Source organism: Limosilactobacillus balticus, from assembly GCF_014145615.1.
Lineage (GTDB): Bacteria > Bacillota > Bacilli > Lactobacillales > Lactobacillaceae > Limosilactobacillus > Limosilactobacillus balticus.
In genome coordinates this window covers 19,682-42,838 of sequence record NZ_JACIVH010000062.1, presented here as the reverse complement: position 1 = coordinate 42,838, position 23,157 = coordinate 19,682, and the positions used below count along the sequence as shown (strand labels likewise).

Here is a 23,157-nt window from a genome sequence, read left to right as displayed (position 1 = left end):
GAAAAAAGCTCTCTTGCTACTGCCATAGCATGAGAGCTTTTGTGGTTGATGAATTATATGAACACCTTGCAAATATCTTACAAAGATAATATATCCATAATAACACTGTACAATATTTTAAGTAATGTTTACAGTACAGAAGGGTATACTTCTACATACTAGAAGGCTGTATGTTTTAGGCGCTCTATGAAAATTTGACAGATACTATCCTTCAATAGGAATTGAAACTCAAATAATCCTTTGCTATACTACAATTTGTAGATATGCCTTTTGTTTATCAGAAGGCACGTTCGAAGGTAGGTTGCTGGAAAAATACTGATTTTGTCGGTATTTTTCCAGCATTTTTTTATTTGTACGAAAGGAGCTAAGGATATGTCTAAATTTCGCTTGCAGTCCGTTGTCTTTGTCTTAACCGCATTTTTATTAGGCTGCAATGAATTTATGGTTGTGGGGGTTATTTCTGATATTGCCAAGAGTTATCAGGCTTCATTATCAACAGTTGGTTTTTTAGTTACTAGTTTTGCAATTATCTATGCTATCTGCACGCCTTTAATTACCACTTTGACAGGTAAGTTTGATCGCTTCAAGGTTTTGATGGTGCTAATGTTAATCTTTTTAATCGGTAATACTTTAACCGCTGTTGCACCGAACCTATTTTGGCTATTTGTTTCGCGGATTGTAACAGCTGCGGTCGCGGGGACGATCATTTCATTGATTCTTGTCTTTGTAAGTATGATTGCCCCAATTGAAAAGCGAGCAATGCTGGTTGCTTCAACATTTGCAGGTTTTAGTATTGCTACGATTGTGGGGGTCCCAGTTGGCACGGCAATTAGTAATGCTTTTTCATGGCGGGATAGTTTTGCCTTAATCTCAGTTTTAACCGTAATTATTTGTGGCTTTTTATACTGGCTAGTACCACGGAATAGTCGTCAAGAAAATGCTTCGTTAGGTAACCAAGTTCAACTGTTTAGGGATCGGCGGATAGTTCTTGGGGTTATCGTAATGGTAACTTTGATGTCCGCCGAATATACATTCTATACTTATATTCGCCCAATCATTACTACTGTTCTTGGCTTTAGTACGACTAACTTAACATGGTTGTTAGGACTTGTTGGAGTTACGTTTATTCTTGGTAATATGTGTGCCGGCGTAATTGCAAACCGTTTTGGGATCACTAAACTTACTATTATTAGTAGTACCGTCCTTATTTGTTTATTGTTGATGAATGCAATGTTCCATGTTGCATGGTTAGGGATCCTTTTATTATGTGTTATTTGTTTTGTTCTGGGGATGCCCGGTTCAATTCTGCAAGTAATGTTTCTTAACATTGCTGATCGGGAATACCCAGAAGCAATGAATCTCGCTTCTTCATTAAACCCTATCTGTACGAATATTGGAGTATCGATCGGTTCTTTAACGGCATCGATCAGTATCAATTTTGTTCAAATTAACCAGATTGGGTATGTTGGGGCAATCTATGCATTAGTTGCCGTTTTTGGTTCGTTTTATCTTATTAAAGCAAGCGCCAAATAGAGAAGAGCATACCTGCATTTGAAGAATTATGCCAATAGCAGTAAAATTATTTCTATATTAATAGGAATAGGTACTATTAGGGAGGATAATTTTATGAAGTTAAGCAAGAAGCAACTAGCAGCTACTTTTATGACTGCTGTTTTGGCAGGGTCAGTAATGATTAGCTCTGTAGCAACTGTTGAGGCTGATAATGCCAGTGGATCACCAGAAGAGCAAGCAGATATTACTAATTGGATTGCTAATACCCCTGAACAAATTTCTAATAACATGGCGATGCAACACATTAATACCAATAACCTTAATGGCACTCGTTATATTATTCAGTGGGGTGATACTTTATCGGGAATCTCAGCAGCAACGGGAATTTCAGTTGCTAAGCTTTGCTACGATAACAATATTCAAAATGCTAATTTGATTTTTGCTGGGGATGTTCTTATCTTAAGTCGTGAAGGAAGCGTTCCTGCTGGTTATGATCCCAATGTAAATCCAAATGTTGTTGCCCAGACCAAAATTACAATTAATAATGGGCCAACCACAGTAAATATTGCTGTTCAACCACAATCTGTTGTCAAGAATTACGATAATGCTGATCATTCGACAACAATTTACAAGGCAGGCGCAGTAAATTCATTTAATAACGATGACAATGATAATGATAATGAACAAAGTGCTAGTCAATCTAGCTCAACTAAGTCCCTTAAGCATAAAAAACATCAATCTTCATCAATCGATGCTTCTGACATTGTAAGTGGCTTGAACGATGCTAATGATAATGACAAGTTATCCTTTGATGAAGGGGATGGCGGTAGTGATGCTGATGAACTTAATGTTGATTCAGCAGCGATCTTAAAAGATGCTAAGAAGAATGACTATGATGCGATCCTTAGTGAAATTGAAAGTGCCCTAGGTTCAAAAGCTAAGAAGGATACGACAGTTTACATTGAAAAAGATGGCAACGAGATCCATGTCTACGCTAGTGTCAATGATGACGATGATAGTAGCAATAGTAGCAGCACTAAGGATGACGAAGATAGTGATAGTAGCAGTAGCAGCGAAAGTGAAAGCAGCGATGACAGCAGTCAAAGCAGCAGTGACGATGAAGATAGCCACAGTCAAGCTACTACTAGCGATCAAGACACCGACACTTCTGACGATGAGTAATAGGGGATAAGAAATGCAAAAAAAGACAAAAATTATTATTTCTGTTTTAGTAGCAGTAATGGTTGTCATTGGTGGCTTTTACCTCTATGCCAGTCGGACAGTGGCTAAACGCCTTCCTGGTCACGTTTATGAGTATACATCAGTGTCGGGTAATCAGAATGCCTATATGACCTTTGCCACAAGCGGAGATCAGGTTGTTGTTACTCCGGATAAAGATACAGCAATTAAAGCAAGTAATAGTGCTAGTGATTTTCAACAAGCCTACCAAGATAACGCTAAGGATGGTAAGTGGAATTATAAGGCACAAGGAAATCGCTTGACTCTTTCGAAACTCCAGAATGGGAAGGTTTCGATGTGGCAATATAATCACATGTTAGCATTAGGCAAAAAGATGCGGTCTGGTAACTTTACTTATCAGATTGCCAATGCTGGTCAAGGAATTGATCATAAAGCGACTAAGTTTGAACAAATTCGATAATAAAGTTAAATAAAAAGGTCTCCCAATCCCCAAGGAGGCCTTTTTATTATGGATAAATATGAGAGTTTCTTCTTAAAATGAAAGCGTTGTGACGAAACGCTTAAACTTATCTAAAGCCACACCAGTTCAATAATTAATCATGATAAAATGACCATACATTAATGTATTAAGATTTTGTTGTTTAGGAATGAGAGATGATTAAGGAGAAGGTATAATGGCAATTTACTTACGACGGGCAAACCAGGATGATCTTCAAAGGGTAATGGAAATTATTGAGCAAGCTCGAGCGCAATTAAAAGAGAAGGGGAATCCTCAATGGCAAGATGGTCATCCTTTCCAGAAAACGATGGAAAATGATATTAAAGCTGGCTATAATTGGGTGTTAATTGATAACCAAAAAATTGTTGGGACGGCTACTTTACAACTAACTCCGGAACAAACATATGAAGAGATTAAAGATGGATCATGGTTAAAGCCGAATGAGCCATATGCGATCATTCATCGACTAGCAGTTCTTCCTTCTAAAAATGGTCAAGGTTTTGGAAAATACATCTTTTCTAATTTACTTACGGTTGGTTATTTGCAGGGAGTAAGGAATTTCCGTTATGATACGCATTATAAAAATATTCCTGTCCAAAAAATAGGTCAGGATATTGGCTTTATAAAACGCGGAACGATTTATATTGATGACAAAATTGACAATAAACATATGGGTTTTGAGCTCAACTTGGATTAACCTTTGACGAATTAAGACAGACACTGCTCCTGTGATGTGATATAGTAAGGGTGTAATTTTTTTAAGTAAAGCGAGGGAAAATCATGGCTAAATACACTGTTGAATTAAGTGAAGAAGATATCCAAATGATCAAGGATTGTCATTCTAAGAATCCTTCTATCATGAAGGCTATGAATGATGCAAAAAAGGTTGAAGATTAATAGCTAGACTGGAAAGGATAGGGAAGCATTCTTTCTGGTCTTTATTTATGTTTCGGGAGGATCAAATTGAAAAAGTTAATAGGGATTTTTGCGATTGCTGGCTTGGGTGTTGCACTGGCTGGTTGTGGAAACCAAAACACTCAAAGCGATAGCAATACTGCAAAGAATAATTCAGAAGCTAGTAGCAGTCAAAGTATTACCGCTACTAATAACACAAGTAGTAGCAGTGAGTCACACCACGATAGTTCATTATGGAATAATCAAAAGAATGAACAGTTGGCATCATTTATGCAAAAATGGGGACCGACAATGCACCAATCCTACGAGCAATATGATGGTCAAAACGAGCTGAAGGTTTCAACAGGAATGACATACCCAGATGGCTTGAGCAAAGAGTTAGTAGAAGGTCAATCTGGTTTGATTGGCTGGGCACCATCGGGTAAGGGTGATTATGAATATAATGTTGTAGCGATCTATAATCATGACGGGACAGAACCGCCATTGCCAAATCGAATTACATACTTCTTTGCCTTCCACAATGGTAAACCAGTTGTATTAGTTGACCAATCAAATAACGGTGATCCAGATTGTCATCCAACGACTAATACGGATCTTGAGAGCAATTTTGAACGAATCGCAACAGAATCTACTAAATAAGCTTGGAAATAGATCCTTTAGTTTGTTATAATAAAACTAGTTTCGCGTATAATGGTCCAGCAAACTCAATTTGAGTGGCTGGACTTTTTTTGTGTTATTAATAAAGGAGAAAATATAAATGAAAGACTTTTATTTAAAATTACCGCAAAATAGAAATGAATTTGTCCTGTTTTTACTGATTGTTTCAATTGTTTCTGTTAATATCATTGCGCCAATAATTGGAATGTTGGAAACAGGATTTACGATCCAGCATTATAAACAAGTTTTAGCAGTAATCCCAGAAATGTGGCTAAGTATTATTATCGTTGTGCTATTGGCTAGCAAACCGGCTAGTTTCTTAAAAAAATCGATTGTTAGTGAAAAAGACAGTTTTAATACTCAAATTACAATTAATATCCTGTGCAATGTATTGATTGTTTCAGCTGTTATGACCATGATTGGGACATGGATTGGGCAACAGCAAGTTTTTACATTACCACTACATACTTATTTTAATAATTGGCCACGTAACTTTGCGATTGCCTTTGTAGTTGAAGCAGTGATTGCTCAGCCAATTGCACGGCAAGTACTTTTATATCACCATTTAAAAGCAATTAAAAATTAAGATATTTAAAATAAAAACAACCTCAATGCGAGGTTGTTTTTATTTTAGAAAGTTTAATTAGAGATTGTCTTGTAACGGTATTTGTATTAATGAATATTCTATCTCTCAAATCAACCAGTAAATTCTTAAAGTAGAAAATTATATGTTCAGTAATTATACGTCCTTTTAAATAGGTGATGGGGATATATAAGTGAACAAAAAGTGACAAAAATTTACTAAACACACATTAAAGCTATTGATTAACCACTCCCTTCAAAAGAAGTATGCTAACGAAAATTACAAAAATGATTAACTTAATTTATTTATTGTGATCATGATACAATGATGACTAAAATAATTCAATAAAATTTGTTATATTTATTTGAACAGTGTAATTTGAACGCACATAAATTATGCAGATAATGAATGGAAGAATATCGATAAAAAGTATTTTTCTAATTGAAATTTGTGGTTTAAAATAATAAAAAAAGGAGGTTGTTTCAATGAAAAAAGCTATTTTTGAAAAGGCGGGTCAAATGAAGGTTGTTGATGTTGACCGCCCAACAATTGAAAAGCCTGATGACGTGATTATTAAGGTCGTACGGACTTGTGTTTGTGGTTCTGACCTATGGAACTTCCGTGGAATCAATCCTGTCGAAAAAGATTCTGAAAATTCTGGTCATGAAGCAATTGGAATTGTTGAAGAAGTCGGTGAAGATATCACTACTGTCAAACCGGGTGACTTTGTAATTGCACCATTTACTCACGGATGTGGTCATTGTGCTGCCTGTCGCGCAGGCTTCGACGGTTCTTGCCAAAGCCATGGTGAAAACTTTAGCTCTGGTGTGCAAGCTCAATACGTTCGGTTCCAACACGGTCAATGGGCACTTGTTAAAGTTCCGGGCAAGCCAAGTGACTACAGTGAAGGAATGCTTAAGTCCCTCTTAACCCTTGCTGATGTTATGGCTACAGGTTACCACGCTGCACGAGTTGCAAACGTTAGTGATGGTGATACGGTTGTTGTAATGGGTGACGGTGCTGTTGGTCTTTGTGCGATTATTGCTGCTAAGATGCGGGGCGCTAAGAAGATCATTTCTACTAGTCGCCATGCTGACCGTCAAGCTCTTGCTAAGGAATTTGGTGCTACTGACAATATTGCTGAACGTGGTGACGAAGCGGTTCAAAAGATCATGGAACTTACAAATGGTGCCGGTGCTGATGCTGTCCTTGAATGTGTTGGTACTGAACAATCAACTGATACTGCCATGAAAGTTGGTCGTCCAGGTGCCATCGTTGGTCGGGTTGGTTTACCTCATACCCCAAAGATGGACATGACGATGCCATTCTACAACAACACTATTGTCGGCGGTGGTCCAGCATCAGTAACCACTTACGACAAGGACGTATTGTTAAAGGCTGTTCTTGATGGTGACATTAACCCTGGTAAGGTCTTTACTAAGAGTTTCGACCTTGACCAAATTCAAGAAGCTTATGAAGCAATGGATAAGCGTGAAGCAATCAAGTCTTACATTATTATGGATGGCTTTGAACGCGATTAATATTTAAAACTGATTGAAACAATAGGGGAGTGGGAAATAATCTCCTCGACAAGGTGGTGGGCTAAGCTAGAGCGATAATTAGCACGGCACGGGCTGATTATCGTTCGTATCGAGCCTTGTGATTATTTTCCACATTATCTTGCTATTGTTTGCGAAAACAGTTGAGGCTGAGAGAAAACAAAGTTTTCTTCCAGCCTTTTTGCATACTTACAAAAATTAAGGACAAGATAAACGCATAAAATCAATAAGCGTGCTAAAATACTGTGATAGAGAATAAGCGTAAACGGGATGATAAAAATGCGTCGGTATGTATTTTTAGCACTGGCGATTGTCTTAAACTCAATTGGTCATTCAATGACGATTGTAACAAACTTAGGGAGTATGCCCTGGCCAGCCTCCATCGTCAATATTATGCATATGATGGGCTGGAATATGACAGAGACAATTTTTACAGAGGGGCTATTTGTCATTGCCCTTAATATTCTTTTGGTTGGCGAATTTGTTCCTAAAGAATTTGGCTGGGAGTTAACATTTTTAGTTCCCTACAGTATTTTCATGCAACTCTTTGCGAACTTATGGCGATTTTGGGGAATAGCTACAATGAACATTTTTCTGCGTTTCGGTTTTGACCTGCTTGGCTTAGTGATTGCCTTTGCCGGGTATGCACTTTATCAACAGTGTGATTGTTGTTTTCACCCGCATGATAAGTTGACAGTCTATTTAAAGCGCCGCGCCAGTCTTAAATTCACGAAGTACTTTAATATTATTTTGCCCGTTATTATTATCTTGTTATGTTCTCTTAAAAATCATGCAATCTTTGCTTTTAATATTGGAACGGTGATCGGCTTTTTCTCCCAGAACTGGATTGTCAGTTTCTGGCAAGAACGCCTCGAACCGTGTTGTCATTTCTAACTTTATGGAATGGGGATGATTAAATGCGTCGATTTTTAGTAGCACTCTTAGTCGCGGGGATGGTTGGAATTAGCGATTATCATGTCCTTGCTGATGCAGATGCGCCTTCCCAACCTTTCCAATCATCATTTTTTAGTCAGGATTCTTCTGATAGTAATGATTTTCAGTTTTCTAATGGCGGCCAACGACCAAATGCAGAACGGCTAAGAATCCCAGAAAATACACCGACACCGCTTGAAGGATTTAGGTGGAAGAAAAGGAATATTACTATTTACATGGAAACTGCTGATCCAAAATTAAAGTGGGCTTTTCGTGATGCGGTCAAAAAGTGGAATAAGACGAAAGCAGTTCATATCCGCTGGACTAAGAATGAAGATGAGGCCAATATTATTGCGGCCGATGGTGATTTAGCACGAAATAATACAGGAAACAATGGTGTTGGCTATACAACATCTGAACTCGGCTCAACCCGGACTGAATATGATCCGACTACGAATACCCTGCATAAGGCAACCTCAACTTTGGACCCTAATCAGTTAGACTATACTAATAAAGAATTTCGAAGTGAGGTTGCGCAACACGAGCTGGGACATGCCCTTGGTTTAGCCCATGCTCCAGAATATGAACATAGTGTGATGATCCCACGAAACATCAAAAACGGAATAACTAAAAATGATGCTAAAACGTTAAGAATGCTATATCGGGAATAATTTTGAAATAGGTGTTGACAATTAGTAAGGATAAGGATATTATAATGATAATTAAATTAGAAAATGCTTAGAAAAGATGAGTAATTATTTAATACCATTACAGAGAGCTAGGGAAGATGAGAACTAGTATGGTAGCAAATAATGAAGATGGTCTTGGAGCAGACTGATGCTGTGAGCATATATGTTAGCAGCAAGCGATTAGCACCCGTTACCGTGCTGGAGTATTTTTATGTACTTCTTGCGGGCCTTATTGTGAGATAGGGCTAAATTAGGGTGGTATCACGTTAATGAAGATTAAACGTCCCTAGGAATTGGTTGTATTGTGCCGTTCCTAGGGATTTTTTAGTTCCAAGATTCATCCTCGTCAGGCAGAAAAGGAGAGATTTATTATGGCTAAAGTTGAAAGTTTTACACTAGATCACACAAAGGTTAAGGCACCTTACGTTCGTTTAATTACCGTTGAAGAAGGGGCAAAGGGAGATAAGATTAGCAACTATGATTTACGGTTAGTCCAACCAAATGAAAATGCAATTCCAACTGCTGGTTTACATACGATTGAACACTTACTTGCTGGCTTGCTTCGTGACCGTTTGGATGGTGTAATTGATTGTTCCCCATTCGGCTGCCGGACTGGTTTCCACTTAATTACGTGGGGCGAACACTCAACTACTGAAGTTGCCAAGGCCTTGAAGTCTTCACTTGAAGAAATTGCCTACAAGACTAAGTGGGAAGATGTTCAGGGAACAACGATTGAATCTTGTGGTAACTACCGTGATCATTCATTGTTCTCTGCTAAGGAATGGTCAAAGAAGATTCTTGATGAAGGGATTTCAGATCAGCCATTTGAACGGCACGTGGTTGAATAATAATAATTTTGGTAAAAGCTGACTAAGGATTTCTCGAGAATAACGACATGTCGAATCCCGTTGGCTATTGCGACTAGTTATGACGAATAGCGAAAACAAAAGTAAAGGGGTAGTTATGATGAGAAAGAAAAAGCATACCGGTTGGTGGATTGTTGGTATTGTAGTAGTGATTTTAGTTGCGGCTGGACTTAGTGTGGGCGCTAATGGTGGGTTTGCCCGCAACGATGAGATTACTGTTGGAACGATTGGCCCAGATGTCCAAGTTTGGCAACACATTGCAAATAGTAAACAGGCCAAAAGTGAAGGCTTGAAGATTAAGGTCAAGAGCTTTACTGATCCCGTAGCCTTAAACCGGGCGACTGCTAGTGGTGAAATTGACGTAAATGCTTTCCAATCATGGTCATATCTGCAAGCTTATAATAAGGAAAATAAGAAAGCACAATTAGCGGCGATTGGAACTACCTATTTAGAACCAATGGGCTTATATTCAGATAAGTATAAGAGTGTTAAAGATATTCCAGATGGTGCCACAGTTGCGATCGCTAATAACCCAGCAAACACGGCGCGTGGCCTCTTGCTCTTACAAAGTGCAGGCTTGATAAAATTGAAGCCGGGCTTTGGGGCAACCAGTGGAACTAATGAGATTGCGGCTAATCCAAAGAACCTTCAATTTAAAGAAATTGATGATACCACCGGACCACGGATATTAAAGTCAACTGATTTAGTATTAATCGGTAATACGATTGCTTTAACTGGTCATTTAAATGTGTTGAAAGATTCTATTTATCACGAAAAAGTTGATCAAAGCACGAAGGATAACATTAATGTTTTAGCAACTGCTAAGAAGAATCGTGATAATAAAGAATATAAGAAGTTAGTCAAGCTTTACCATAATAAGCAAATACAACAATGGATTGCTAAAAAGTATCAAGGAACAAAGGTTAATGTTGATAAGCCATTAAATTATCTGGAAAATTAATAATAAAATTATAATTAGTCAAAAGACAACATTGTGGTAATTTTAAGCCCTTTTTATTCGTAATTTTCGAATAAAAGGGGCTTTTTTTGTGCTTATATTGGCAAATTAAAGACTATTATGATAATTAATAATTTTATTCAATGTTTAGATAGGAGACTCTATTAAACAAAGTAATAAAAAGCGAGTATAATTAAAGTGATAGAAGTTTAGTTTTAACTACAAGGCATGATTTGAATAAGGGAGCTAAAATTATGAAATGGGAAAGAAAACTTGCACAAAGCGTAGTCACGATTGTTTTACAAGCACTGGTTGCCCGACTTGTGTATCACCTATTTGCAAAGAAGCAACCGAAAGAAACAACGAAAAGCAATGACTAATGTATTGCGGTAGCGGATGGTATTAAGCGTAAAGCGACCATTCGTTTTTTATTAATTTTGCTCTTAAGAATGTCAAGTATAAATTCTGTTTGCCTATTAAATTAATAGGATGATAAAAAACTAATTTAAAAGGATTGGGATTAGGCTATAATTATAAGAAGATAAATGACTAAGAAACGGGGGAGATCTTATGAGTAAAAATAATCCTTTACGGAGCATGACTCCAAAAAATAAGAATTATAAATTATATAAGGCTAAGAAACAGTGGATTACCGCTTGTGCCACATTTATGTTGGCTTTTGGGGCAACTGCAGTAGTAAATGCTAGTGTCCAAGCAGATACGACTACCCCAACAACAACTCAAGCAGATAGCGATTCTGTCACTTCAATTTCAGAACCGGCGCAAACGCAAAGTTCAGTGGTTGAGACTGCCCAAAATACTGATGAAACGAAGAAAACTGTTGTAGATGATACTACTAAAACCAGTGAACAAAAGATTACAACTGCTCAGAATACTGAAAGCTCAAATTCCAATTCTTCTACAAGTAAAACTAATAATGAAGAAAATAAAAATGCTTTGCTTACTCTCGATGTAGAAACTACGGCAGATACTAATCAGGTTGCAACAACACAAGCTGCTGCCACTACTACTAACGGTGGATATGATTCTGCTACTTGGGGGACATTAGATACTTCTAAGTGGACAGGACAGAATACAACGTTTAATGGAAGTAATTATTACCAATTAACTGGCTATACTGGGGATCAAACTCATATTATTGTGCCTAATGAAGCTGACTTTGAGCAAGCTGGAAAATCAACTAATAATCTTCAAGTGTCGATCTCTAACGATTTAATTAAAAGCTGGCAAAATGCTACTACGATTGCTTTTAGTAAGACTGATGACAAGAAGATTAAGCTCGCAAGTACTAATTTAAATGGTACTTTCCAAAAGAACACTATTTTGACTAATTTAGATACCAATAGTTTAGATACTAGTAGTGCTACTTCAATGCAGAACACTTTTAGTGGTGCTACTAAGCTAGCATCTTTGACTGGAGTCAGCGATTGGGATGTTTCCAATGTGACTAATATGTCCCTTCTATTCCAAAATGCGACGGGCTTGACTAGCTTAACTGGTTTGGAAAATTGGGATGTTCAAAAAGTTACGAATATGACTCGGATTTTCAACAATGTTAACAAAGTTACAGATCTTTCTCCTTTAAGCAATTGGAAGACTGATAGTTTACAAAAACTCAACACTGCATTTGCTAATAATAGTTTTACGAACTTACAAGGTCTAGAAAATTGGAATGTAAGCCATGTAACTGACATGGGCGTCATTTTTATGAATGATTATTATCTGACTGACATTAGTGCATTAGCTAATTGGGATACTAGCAATGTAACTGATTTGAATCAGGCATTTAATGTTAACCAGGCTCTAACTAGCCTGCATGGTTTGGAAAACTGGAATACCAGTAAGGTAACTAATCTTTACGCAACTTTTGCTAATGAAGGATCATTGGTTGATGCAAGTGCGATTGCTAACTGGAACACGAGCAATGTTACCAATATGTCAGTTTTGTTTGCTGGTTCATCGGCTCAATATGTTGATCTTTCTAACTGGGACTTTAGTAAGGTAACCAGTGCATCGAATGTCATAAATAATACTCAGTCAGTCGTTTATCTCGGCAATAACTCTACACTTACTGCTAATAAGTTAAACACTTTGGGTATTGCTAATGGTGGCTTTACTCAGCCAATCATTTTAGCTAGTGGTAATCTCTACACTCTTTTATCCAATAAAAACAATAATACACATAATATTACTATTAATAATGCAGATAGTGGGCAAAGTACAACCATTTCGTTCCCTGTTGTTTATGATGCAGCTGGCGCAAGTAACATGACGGATGCCATTAATAGTTACAAAGACATGATTGATCAAAAACTTGAGGATTATGTTACTGAACATAACTATGTATTAAAGAGAGTTTCAACTGACCCTGTTGATGATGTAACTGGTCACAACAATCACTTAGTTAACTATGCAACTGCTACATACCAAGTTGTTACTATCCCGGTAGATCAAAAGAAAAATCTTCAAATTCAAGATAAGACTACCTATAAGGGGAAGACTTTAACAGCTAAAGATTTGGTTACTAATGTGGCTGATTTTCCGGCAGGTACTACATTTAAATTTGCTGATAATAGTGAACCAAACTGGAATCAAGTAGGAACATATAATGTTAAAGTTATTGCAACTTATCCAGTTTCTGTGAATGGCCAGCAATACACTGCCGTAACTGCTCCCGCTACTGCTAATGTTACTGTTACTCAACAAATGCAGTTTACAATTACTTACTGGGACGATACGGAAAATAAACAGATTGTTCAATTTGATATAAAAAATCCTGGTAACGGTGGATATAGTAACGATCTTAAGTTTCCAGAGGGCGTAAATCCAGGAACATATCAATCTGTTGGAGTCAGTGAAGTACCAGCTGGGGTAACCTTTAATGGTAGTTATAATATACCGTTCACAAAGCCAGATTGTAATTGGACAATCCCGAATTATAAATGGACATCTGAGGCAGCTCCTTCATTATTTGATGCAAATATTGTTATTCACTTAATTCATAGAACTCAAAATGTAACCGATACTGATCCAAAAGCACAAGAAACTAGGACTGTAACAGTAAATTATGTTAAGACTAAAGTTAATGAGGACGGTACTTATACCGAAGATGGGAACGCCTTTACTTCTGCAGTCTTAGATGTTTATTATACTCGCCAAGCTACAAAAGATTTGGCAACTGGAGATATTACCTATGGTCCATGGCAATGGAATACTAAAAAAGGCGATAGCAATACTCCTGGTTACCGTGTGGTTTCTGGTACTTGGACTAACTTACCACAGGAATGGGCTAGTGTAACTGCAGATGTACCGATCTTGACTGGGTATACAGCTTATACTGGTGGTCCTGCTTCAAACACTGATAAAATTCCAGCTAATCAATTTGTCTTTCCTAGCTGGAATGGCAGTACTACTGATGTTTCTAAAGATTCGACTGCATATACTACAGCTGCATCTTTTTATGAAGCTCAACCTGTTCACACTATTTTCTATGTTCCAAATAAAACCGAAACTAGAACAGTAACTGCTAAATTTATGATTGCTGGTGGTGATAAGGATGGTCAATCCTTTGCGCCAGATGCACAAATTCAAGTCTTTTATGATCAAACTGGTACAATTGATCCCACAACCAATAAAGTTGTCTATAGCGGCAAGTGGCAATGGGACAAAAGTAAGGGAGATACGGCAAATTTAGGTTTCCATGTGATTTCTGGAAATTGGAATTTTGAAAACGGTGGACAATTTACTGTTACTCCTCCTAATGGTGGTAGTGACTATGTCATAGCAAATATTAATTCTACTGGTACATATACTACTATAAACTTCGCTAATCCAAATTATAATTCAAATACCGTCTTTACTACTAACAATGCTTCTCAATGGTATGCTCGTAATGAATTGACAACTTACTATGTACCTAAATCATTAGTAGAAAAAACCATCAACCGTGTGATTAACATCACGATGCCTAATAATCCAGGGACCCCATCAATTACTCAAACCACAACACAATCAGCTACGATTACTAGACCTGTGAAAGTAAATGCTGATGACAGTGGTGTAGTGTTTGATGGCTTTTCTGGAAGCGGCTGGACGACAGGTGAATGGCCACGATATAACACTATACCCTCAATTACCCCTTATACGAGAATTATTAAACAAATAGTTACTAATCCTGATGGTACAACAACTGAAACTACATTAAATATTATTTATCCTAGACCTATTCCAAGCCAGAAAGTTACTGTCGATACTCTTCCGACCGTAATAAACGTAACCTTTACGGCTACGGCTACGGCAACTTTGTCCGGTGAAAACCAATCAACATATACTGGTAATCAAATTACTGTTAATGACCTTAATAATGGAGATGGTGATGCTCCAATTATGGCCGTAATTATAGGGCCAATTAATGTGACACCTTCCTTAGAGGCAGGGTGGGTTGAATTTTCATCTGATAATGGTAAAACTTGGTCTCTTGACATGCCAACTAATGTTGGTACTTACAAATTGCGTTGGAGTGATCAGGGAAAAGAAGCAATTATACAGCAATGTGGTAATAATAGTACTAAATGGACCGATGCCGATGGCAATTCAACTTTTACTGGTACTGCTACTTATATTATTACTCCAGCATCAGCAACTTGTACTTTAAGCAATCAGACATCAGGAAACTATACCAAGGTTTACGACGCTCAACCTACTACTAGTATTGATCCTTCAAAATTCAAATTTACTACTTACTTTGACAATCGCGAAGTTGTTTTAAATACGACTGGACTTACTAGTGATAGCTATGAGTGGGTAGATGCAAGCGGAAATCCGATCAGTAATCCTGAAAATGTCGGCACTTACTATGTAAAACTTAAAGATTCTGCACTAGCTACTTTACAAAAGGATAATCCTAATTTCACTTTAACTAATACGGGATTAGCTGTTTATACCATTACTCAAGCTCAAGCAGACGGTGTATTGGGTGGCGCTAATTCACGTCTATACAACGGTCAAACTATTACAACTGCTGAAGTAAATAGTAATGGTCAAATTAGAGTAACAGTAAACTTCCCAGGTGTTACTGACGCTAACAAGACTTATATTCTTAAAGATGGTGACTACACTTGGAATAGTGGTTCGGCACCAAGTAACGTTGGCTCCTACACAATTACTTTGACACCTACTGGTATTTCTAATATTGAAAAGTACATTCTTAGTTTAGCAGGCTATGGTCAAAATAATACTTCAAATGTAGTATTTGCGGATAATGCCTTTACTGGAAGTGCTAATTACGATATTGACAAGGCTCAAGCCACTGCGACAATTGGTGGCAATTACGAGCGTCCATATAATGGTCAAGTTATTCAGGGTACAACAGTCTATGGAAAAATCACCTGGACTGCTCATGATACAACCAATGATGTTGATTTCACTTTAAATCATGATCTGTCTGCTAATGATTACGCTTGGTATACCAAGAGTGGGGATCAATATGTCAAATTTGAAGGTCGACCAGTTAATGTTGGTACTTACTACTTAATTTTGAACAAAGATTATGTTGATAAACTAAATAAAGAAAATCCAAATTATAACTTTACTGATATTAATGGTGCCTTCACTTATGTAATTAATAAGGCAACGGCAACTCTTAATATTTCTGGTAACCAAAGTAATGAATATAATGGTCAACCTGTCACGATTGACTACAAGAATTTCCCATTATCTATTACAACTAATAATGGAGTAACTATTGATCTTCCAGAAAATGTAAACTTAAGTGCTGATGATATTGTAATTACTAATACAGCAGGAGAAGTAGTCTCACAACCAACTACTATTGGCACTTATACGATTTCCTTAACTGATAACGGTTTGAAGAAATTTGAATCACAAACTGACAATTATAATTGGAATAAGGCTGGTTTTGGTACTTTATCAATTACGAGAAATGCCAATGTTTCAGTAGCTCTTTCTGGTAATGAAAATATTGTTTACACTGGCTCTACAGCTGTGATTGATCCAGCCAACTTTAAGATTGAATTGGGTAACGGTCTAACTTATCAGTTACAAGCTGGTGATTTACAGTTTGTTAATACAGCAGTAGGTGCTAATACCAACGTGGGCACTTATAAAGTTGAATTATCTGACCAGGGTCGTGCAAATATTGCTCAAGTTCAGGCTGATAACTATGGCTATGACTTTAGTAAGGCTGGCTTTGGAACAGTAACTATTACTAAAGCTATTCCAAGTGCATCCTTCAGAGGAACGGCTGAAAAGATTTATGATGGAACGCCAATAAATGGTTATACTCCAATAGTTACAATTACAGCTCCTGGAAACAATTCACTAACTTTGACCACTGGTGATTTTGAATGGGTTAAGGATGGAAAAACTTATACCACTGCGCCAAGTGACGTAGGTACTTATACAGTTCAATTAACACAAACTGGAATTAATAAAGTTAAAGCAGTAAATGCTAATAATTTAGACTGGTCAAATGTTCAAGTTACTGGTAGTGGTACATATACCATTAAACCAGCGAATGCTTTAATTACTTTACCAAATACTAGTACTCAAACCATTACTTGGACAGGTAAACCAGCAACCATTAATCCAGCTGACTTTATTCCAGAAATCACCACTAATAATCCAAATGAAGGGACAATTACTTTACCAAGCACTTTGCAATTAACTGCAAGTGATTACGAATTCTTACAAGATGGGAAGGTAATTTCTGCACCAAGTGAGATTGGAACTTACCAAGTTCGTTTAACACAAGCAGGCTGGCAAAAAGTTCAAGATTCGATTACTGGAAATACCAACTACGCTTGGAACTATCAAGGTGAAGGTAATTATCATATCGAAAAGGCAACGGCAACTATTACTCTTGAAGGGTCAGGCTCAACAATTTATACCGGCAATCCAGTAGTAATTCCAAATACCAATGGAGTTGTTAACGGTATTAGTGTGGAATTATCAAATGGTCAAACCTACTCATTACAGCCTGAAGATCTTGAATTTGTAGATAGCCAAGGTAATCAAGTTGCTGTGCCAACTAATGCTGGCAGTTACAAGGTAAAATTAACTAATACGGCTTTAGGTCAAATTCGGAATCTTGAAAGTAATCATTATAACTATACTTACAATAATGATGCCGTAGCCTTTACAGTTGAAAAAGCTACGGCAGAAGTTGGGGTGATTGGTACTCAAAATAGTACTTATACAGGTAAGGTAGTGGACTTAAGCACTGGTAATTTCCAAGTTGTAATTATTACTAACAATGGGCAACCATTGAATTATAACCTACAAGCTGGTGACTTAATGACGACTGTTCCAGCGCCAACTGATGCTGCTAATTATGATGTATACTTGTCTGATCAAGGTAAAAAGCATTTAGAAGCTATTAATAGTAACTATGATTGGACATTTACTAATACACCAGCATTATTAAGCATTACTCCTGCAGAATTAACGGTAGGAATTGTGGGAACTGCTTCAAGTGTATACGATGGCAATCCAGTTAAAATTACTAATCAAGATCAAATGAAGGATCTAAAACTTCGTTGGGGTGGCTATGATAGTGCGCCGGACGGAGTGAAGTTTACTCTTCAACCGTCAGATGTAGTAATTAATGGTGGAGCTGACGCAATTGAAACTGGTAAATATTCAATCACGTTGAGTGCAGCAGCCATTAAACGTTTGAACCAAGAGAATCCAAATTATGACATTACTCAGTCAACTAAAGATTTGGCTCAATACATTATTTATGCTCGTAAAGGACGCATTACCTTAAGTGGAACTCAAACTACGCCATATGGTCGTCAAGTGGTAATTGATCCAACTAAATTTACAATTGCTTTAACTGATACTATGAATGGGAAAGATATTCTTTATCCAACACCATTATCAGTAGGTGATTTACAATTTAAGGATACCCAATATTCTGATAATAATTTACCAACGCAGGTAGGTAATTATGAGTTAGTGCCAACTCAAAAACTTTATAATGCTTTAAAAGAATACTATCCAGATTATGACTTTGGTGATAGTAAATCAGAAGAATTTGCTGCAACTGACGGCACTATAGGTAACGAAAATTCAGATATTACTTCTGATTCCGACAATACAGATGTTGATAAGCAACATACAAAAGGCGCTAACTACATAATTACGCCAGTTGATGCTTATATTTCTTTAAATGGTAGTGAAAGTGTTCGTTATACTGGTGAGGATCAGCCAATTGATTACAGTAAGTACTCTGTTTCAATTTCAGGATTAGTAAATAGAGATAACTATAATTACACTTTACAAGATGGAGATCTTGAATTTGTAGGAACTACGCCAAATGAAGTTGGTAATTATCAAGTTAAGTTAACTAAACAAGCACTTGAAAACATTAGAAAATTAAATAGTTTGGATTACAACTGGTTACTTTCAGATGATGCCAATACAGCACCGTTTGATGTAATTCAAATGCCTGTAACCATTACTGTAAGTGATAAAGCTACCGTGCCAACTATTATTTATGGTGAAGCTACTACTTTAAATCAAAATGATTACACGATTAGTGTTAAAACAGCTGATGGTGAAATTTTAGACTATACTCCTGCTGCCGGTGACTTACAATTTGAAAATGGAACCCCAACTAGCGTTGGCACATTTGAGGTTATCCTTTCTAACCAAGGATTGCAGAATATTGAAAAGCACTTTGGAACAAAGAATTACACTTATACTTCAACAGGTAATGGGAGCTTTATTATTAAAAAAGCTTCTGCTGGAATTCGGATTGTTTCAAATGGTTCAGATAGTATGGTTTATAACGGTGAATCACCTAACTTGAATGTAGATAATTACAAGTTAGAAATCACCACTAATAATGGTCAAGTTATTAATATTCCATTAGCTGCCGGTGATTTAGTCTTTAGTGCTGGCTCAAATCCAGTAGATGCAGGCAGTTATAACGTTACTTTAAGCCAAAATGCTCTTAATAAGGTTAAACAAGATCATCCAAATTATGATTGGAGTAATCCTGTTGCGGGTACTTACACCATTACTAAAGCTAGTGCTGATGTAACCACTTCAGGTTCATATGAAGTGCTTTACAATGGTCAAACTCCTGTAATTAATGTTGATAAGATTACTAATAACATCGCAACTAACAATGGCGTAAATCTTATGGCACCTACTTTATCTGCCAATGACTATGAGTGGGTTGATGAAACTGGTAAAGTGATTGGTAAACCAATAAATGTAGGTACGTATTACTTAAAGCTTAAGGACTCTAGTCAAAGTAAAATTGCTACTAACAATAACTACATTTGGAACTTCAGTGGTTTAGCTAGTGTCACAATTAGTAAAGCGAATGCAACAATTGGCTTTAATGGCAATCAAGAAACTCCTTATACAGGAAGTGCAGTGACATTAGATCCTGATAAATTTGAAGTTAAACTTTCTAATGGTCAAACATATAACTTAACTGATAAAGATATTCAAGTTGTTGGAAATCCAGTAAATGTAGGTACTTACCAAGTTGAGTTAAGTCAAACTGGGATTGATGCAATCAAAGCAGCTGATAGTAACTATAACTACAGCTATGACGGCAGTCAGGGATTATTAGTAATTATTCCTGCTAAGACGAATGCAACAATAAGTGGCTCTCAAACTACTCAAGACTTAGAACTTGATCCGCATAATTACTCAGTTGTTGTAGTGTTAAATGGACAACAACAAACTATTACTGGATTAACAGCAAGTGATTTTGTATTCAGTAAAGATGGTCATCCAGCTCAATTAACTGAAGCTGGGACTTATGATGTTGAGCTTAGTGGAGATGTAATCAATAAGATTCGTCATGAAAATCCAAATTACAATATTGACTTCAGTTCAACAGCAATATTTACTTTGGGAAATAGTAGCCAAACTATTAACTACGTAGATGCTGATAATAATGTAATTAGTTCAGTTAATATTGATGGTCATATAAAAGGAACAAAACTTCCATTTACTCCTGAAATTCCAGTAGGTTGGGTAGCAAGTGATCCAAGTGATGTACCTACTGAAATCATTGTTGATAATGGGACTACTTTAATTATGATTAAGCATGGAACAACCAATGTTGACCATAATAATCCAGTTCCAGAAGGGGAAAAGACGCCAACGGGTAAAGAAATTGATGGAGCTCATGAAAATGAGTTGAACCAAGCAATTACTCGGACGATCAATGTAATTAATCCAGATGGAACTAAGAGTACAGAAGTTCAAACAGCGAAGATCTACCGTGACGCAAGTTACGATGATGTAACAGGCCAAGTAACTTATGGAGAATGGTTAACTGCAAACTGGAAAGAATTTATTCCAGCAGAAGTCAAGGGCTACACCGCAAGTGAAGAAGTAATTCCAGCAGTTGAAGTTAAGAATGGTCAAAAAGATGAGACTATTGAAGTTACTTACACAGCGAATGAACAAAGCGGTATTATTTCTTACCAAGACAAAGAAGGTAATGAAATTAGTACAAGTCCACTTAGCGGAAAGACTGGAGAGGCAGTAGCAGTTAAACCGGAAATTCCAGCAGGCTGGCAGCTAGTACCAAGTCAAGAAGTTCCAAAGACTGTCACAGCAACAGCCGAAGGTATTCCAACTGTAGTAATTCAGGTTGAACATGGAACAACTATTGTTACTCCGGAAACTCCTACGACTGATATTCCAACAGGCAAAGTTCCAGGTAATCCATCCAAGAATTATCCAACAATGGAACAACTAACGGTTACACCAACACGGACAATCAATATTAAATATCCAAGCGGCGAAGAACAGTCGATTCCACAAAAAGTTACATTTACTCGGACAGCGATTTTTGATGAAGTAACAGGTGAAATTAAGTACACTGCATGGCGTTCTCAAGGTTCTTTACAATGGGCTAATTACCAACCTGTTACTGTTACGGGCTATGTACCTAGTCAAAAGATCGTTTCAGCAATGACGGTAAATGCTGATACGCCAAATGAAACGGTTAACATCACGTATGATAAGGTACCGGTCCCACAGGAAGGACAAGAGATTATTAGTTATCAAGATGCCAATGATCAAATAATTAATACACAGATTATTACTGGAGAAGAGAACAGTGATGTTTCCTTCAAGCCAGAAGTTCCGACTAATTGGCAGGTAGTTGGAAAACTTCCTCAGTCAGTGAAGATTACTGGCGGGACAACTGTTATTGTTATTGAGCCAGCTACTACTCCGATTCAAGAGCGTAAGGTGGTAAAGCGGATAATTATTGAGCATTTGCCGAGTGGTGATAAACAAACCGTTCAGAAAGTTGTTTTAACAGGAATTGGCACAAAGAATCTCGTTACTGGAGAAGTTATTGACATTAAATGGGAAAATAGTAAATTTGTGGCCTTTACACCAGAAACGGTTGCTGGCTATACCCCTAGTCAAGGTATTATTGCTGCTCAAACTGTCACGGGTACAACTACAGATGAAACAATTGATATTACCTATACGCCTGATGAACAGACTGGATTTATTATTTATCGGGATGAAAATGGTAGTGATATTAGTCAAACTGCTCTCCAGGGTAAAACTGATGAGACGGTTGTGGTGAATTTGGCTGTGCCAGCAGGATGGCAACTTGTACCGGGACAATCAATCCCAACAACAGTTATTGCAAATGATGAGGATATCCCCGATGTTGTCGTTTTGATTGAGCATCAGGTGACCATTGTTAAGCCAGGAGAAGAAGCGCCAACAGGAAAAGTTCCGGGTAATCCATCAACTACTTATGAAAAGATGGAATCCCTAACAAAAGAGGTAATACGGCTCATTACTATTAAGTTACCTGATGGACAACGACGGGTAATTACTCAAACGGTTAAATTTATACGGACTGCAACATTTGATGCGGTTACTGGTAAGGTAACTTATAGTAGTTGGCAAGCTAATGGTAGTACTGAATGGCCAACATATTCTGTGCCAGAAATTGATGGTTATATAGCTAGTCAGACTATTGTGCCAACTGAAATGGTTGTTCCTAGTGATCAAAATAAAAATATTGAAATTGAATACGCCAAGGATAATCGACCATCAGAACCTATTAAACCAGTAATGCCAATTACTCCTGAACAACCGACTAATCCTAGTCAACCGGTAACTCCAATTCAACCGACTGAACCATCAGTACCTACTAAATCAATAGTACCAACAAGTAATGGTGACAAACAGGTAACTGATGATCAGCCGAAAAATAAACCAGTTGAACGGGTAATCCAACATGTTACAAATCAACACTTTGCCTCACGTCGATTAGTTCAGATTCCAATAAAAGGAAAATCGAAAGCTAATGTTCTTCCCCAAACTGGTAATGATCAAAATAATAATTCTTTATTTGGTTTTGCCTTTGCAACCCTTGCAGGTATCTTTGGTTTAGCTGGGATGCAGAAGAAAAAGCGTGAGAAATAGTATTTTAATTTTAACTAAGAGCGATAACAAGCTAAACAAGTGAGTGGGAATTAACCTTCTCGACAGGGCTTATGGCTAACTTAGAACGATAGCGGACACAGCTAGCGTTCGTAGTTAGACACTAGCTCTGTAGTTATTTCGCATGTTATCTTTATAATAATAGTTAAGAATTAACAAAAGGCTGGTGAGAAAAATAACTTTTTCTCCCAGCCTTTTGTTTTTATTTTGGTGAAATTAAGAAGGAAAATAAATAAATTATTAATGTAAAAAGTATGAATTTAGCTCAGAGTTAGATTTTTAGTTCCTTATCAA

General features: G+C 37.1%; 13 protein-coding genes and 1 other annotated feature. All 13 genes read left to right on the top strand.

The window, feature by feature from the left end; genetic code table 11:
• The first annotated feature begins 372 nt into the window (after positions 1-372).
• The 13 genes from H5S10_RS03925 (at position 373) to H5S10_RS03870 (ending at position 22,845) form a co-directional block, all read left to right on the top strand.
• Positions 373-1,533: an MFS transporter gene (locus tag H5S10_RS03925; protein ID WP_182588787.1), complete on the top strand. Its 1,161-nt coding sequence runs from the start codon at positions 373-375 to the stop codon at positions 1,531-1,533.
• A gap of 93 nt (positions 1,534-1,626) precedes the next feature.
• Entirely contained in the window at positions 1,627-2,694 is a 1,068-nt protein-coding gene (locus H5S10_RS03920; RefSeq protein ID WP_182588786.1) for a LysM peptidoglycan-binding domain-containing protein, read from the top strand.
• A 13-nt stretch (positions 2,695-2,707) separates the two neighbouring features.
• Positions 2,708-3,172 carry a hypothetical protein gene (locus H5S10_RS03915; protein ID WP_003664784.1) on the top strand — a complete coding sequence of 155 codons (465 nt, stop codon included), beginning with the start codon at positions 2,708-2,710 and terminating at the stop codon, positions 3,170-3,172.
• Positions 3,173-3,386: 214 nt separating this feature from the next.
• On the top strand, positions 3,387-3,908 hold the full coding sequence (locus H5S10_RS03910; RefSeq protein ID WP_182587013.1) for a GNAT family N-acetyltransferase: 522 nt from the start codon (positions 3,387-3,389) through the stop codon (positions 3,906-3,908).
• A 266-nt stretch (positions 3,909-4,174) separates the two neighbouring features.
• Complete coding sequence (locus H5S10_RS03905) at positions 4,175-4,765, top strand: DUF4767 domain-containing protein (protein WP_182588785.1); 591 nt, start codon at positions 4,175-4,177, stop codon at positions 4,763-4,765.
• A gap of 118 nt (positions 4,766-4,883) precedes the next feature.
• The gene (locus tag H5S10_RS03900) at positions 4,884-5,369 is read left to right on the top strand and encodes a hypothetical protein (RefSeq protein WP_182588784.1); all 486 of its coding nucleotides are present in this window, start codon (positions 4,884-4,886) and stop codon (positions 5,367-5,369) included.
• A 482-nt stretch (positions 5,370-5,851) separates the two neighbouring features.
• Positions 5,852-6,907 (top strand): zinc-dependent alcohol dehydrogenase family protein, encoded by a 1,056-nt coding sequence (locus H5S10_RS03895; protein WP_182587010.1) that lies wholly within the window; start codon positions 5,852-5,854, stop codon positions 6,905-6,907.
• A 297-nt stretch (positions 6,908-7,204) separates the two neighbouring features.
• Entirely contained in the window at positions 7,205-7,819 is a 615-nt protein-coding gene (locus tag H5S10_RS03890) for a sugar permease (protein ID WP_182587009.1), read from the top strand.
• Between the two features lie 23 nt (positions 7,820-7,842).
• Positions 7,843-8,529 (top strand): matrixin family metalloprotease, encoded by a 687-nt coding sequence (locus tag H5S10_RS03885; protein ID WP_182587008.1) that lies wholly within the window; start codon positions 7,843-7,845, stop codon positions 8,527-8,529.
• Between the two features lie 59 nt (positions 8,530-8,588).
• Positions 8,589-8,838: a binding site (T-box leader), on the top strand.
• Between the two features lie 80 nt (positions 8,839-8,918).
• Positions 8,919-9,395, top strand: coding sequence for an S-ribosylhomocysteine lyase (locus tag H5S10_RS03880; protein WP_153709051.1), 477 nt, complete (start codon positions 8,919-8,921; stop codon positions 9,393-9,395).
• A gap of 115 nt (positions 9,396-9,510) precedes the next feature.
• Positions 9,511-10,374: a MetQ/NlpA family ABC transporter substrate-binding protein gene (locus H5S10_RS03875; RefSeq protein WP_182588783.1), complete on the top strand. Its 864-nt coding sequence runs from the start codon at positions 9,511-9,513 to the stop codon at positions 10,372-10,374.
• 251 nt (positions 10,375-10,625) lie between these two features.
• A complete protein-coding gene (locus tag H5S10_RS10410; protein WP_259409271.1) occupies positions 10,626-10,751 on the top strand; it encodes a hypothetical protein in 126 nt (41 codons plus the stop codon).
• A 190-nt stretch (positions 10,752-10,941) separates the two neighbouring features.
• A complete protein-coding gene (locus H5S10_RS03870) occupies positions 10,942-22,845 on the top strand; it encodes an MBG domain-containing protein (protein ID WP_182588782.1) in 11,904 nt (3,967 codons plus the stop codon).
• Positions 22,846-23,157: the final 312 nt, after the last annotated feature.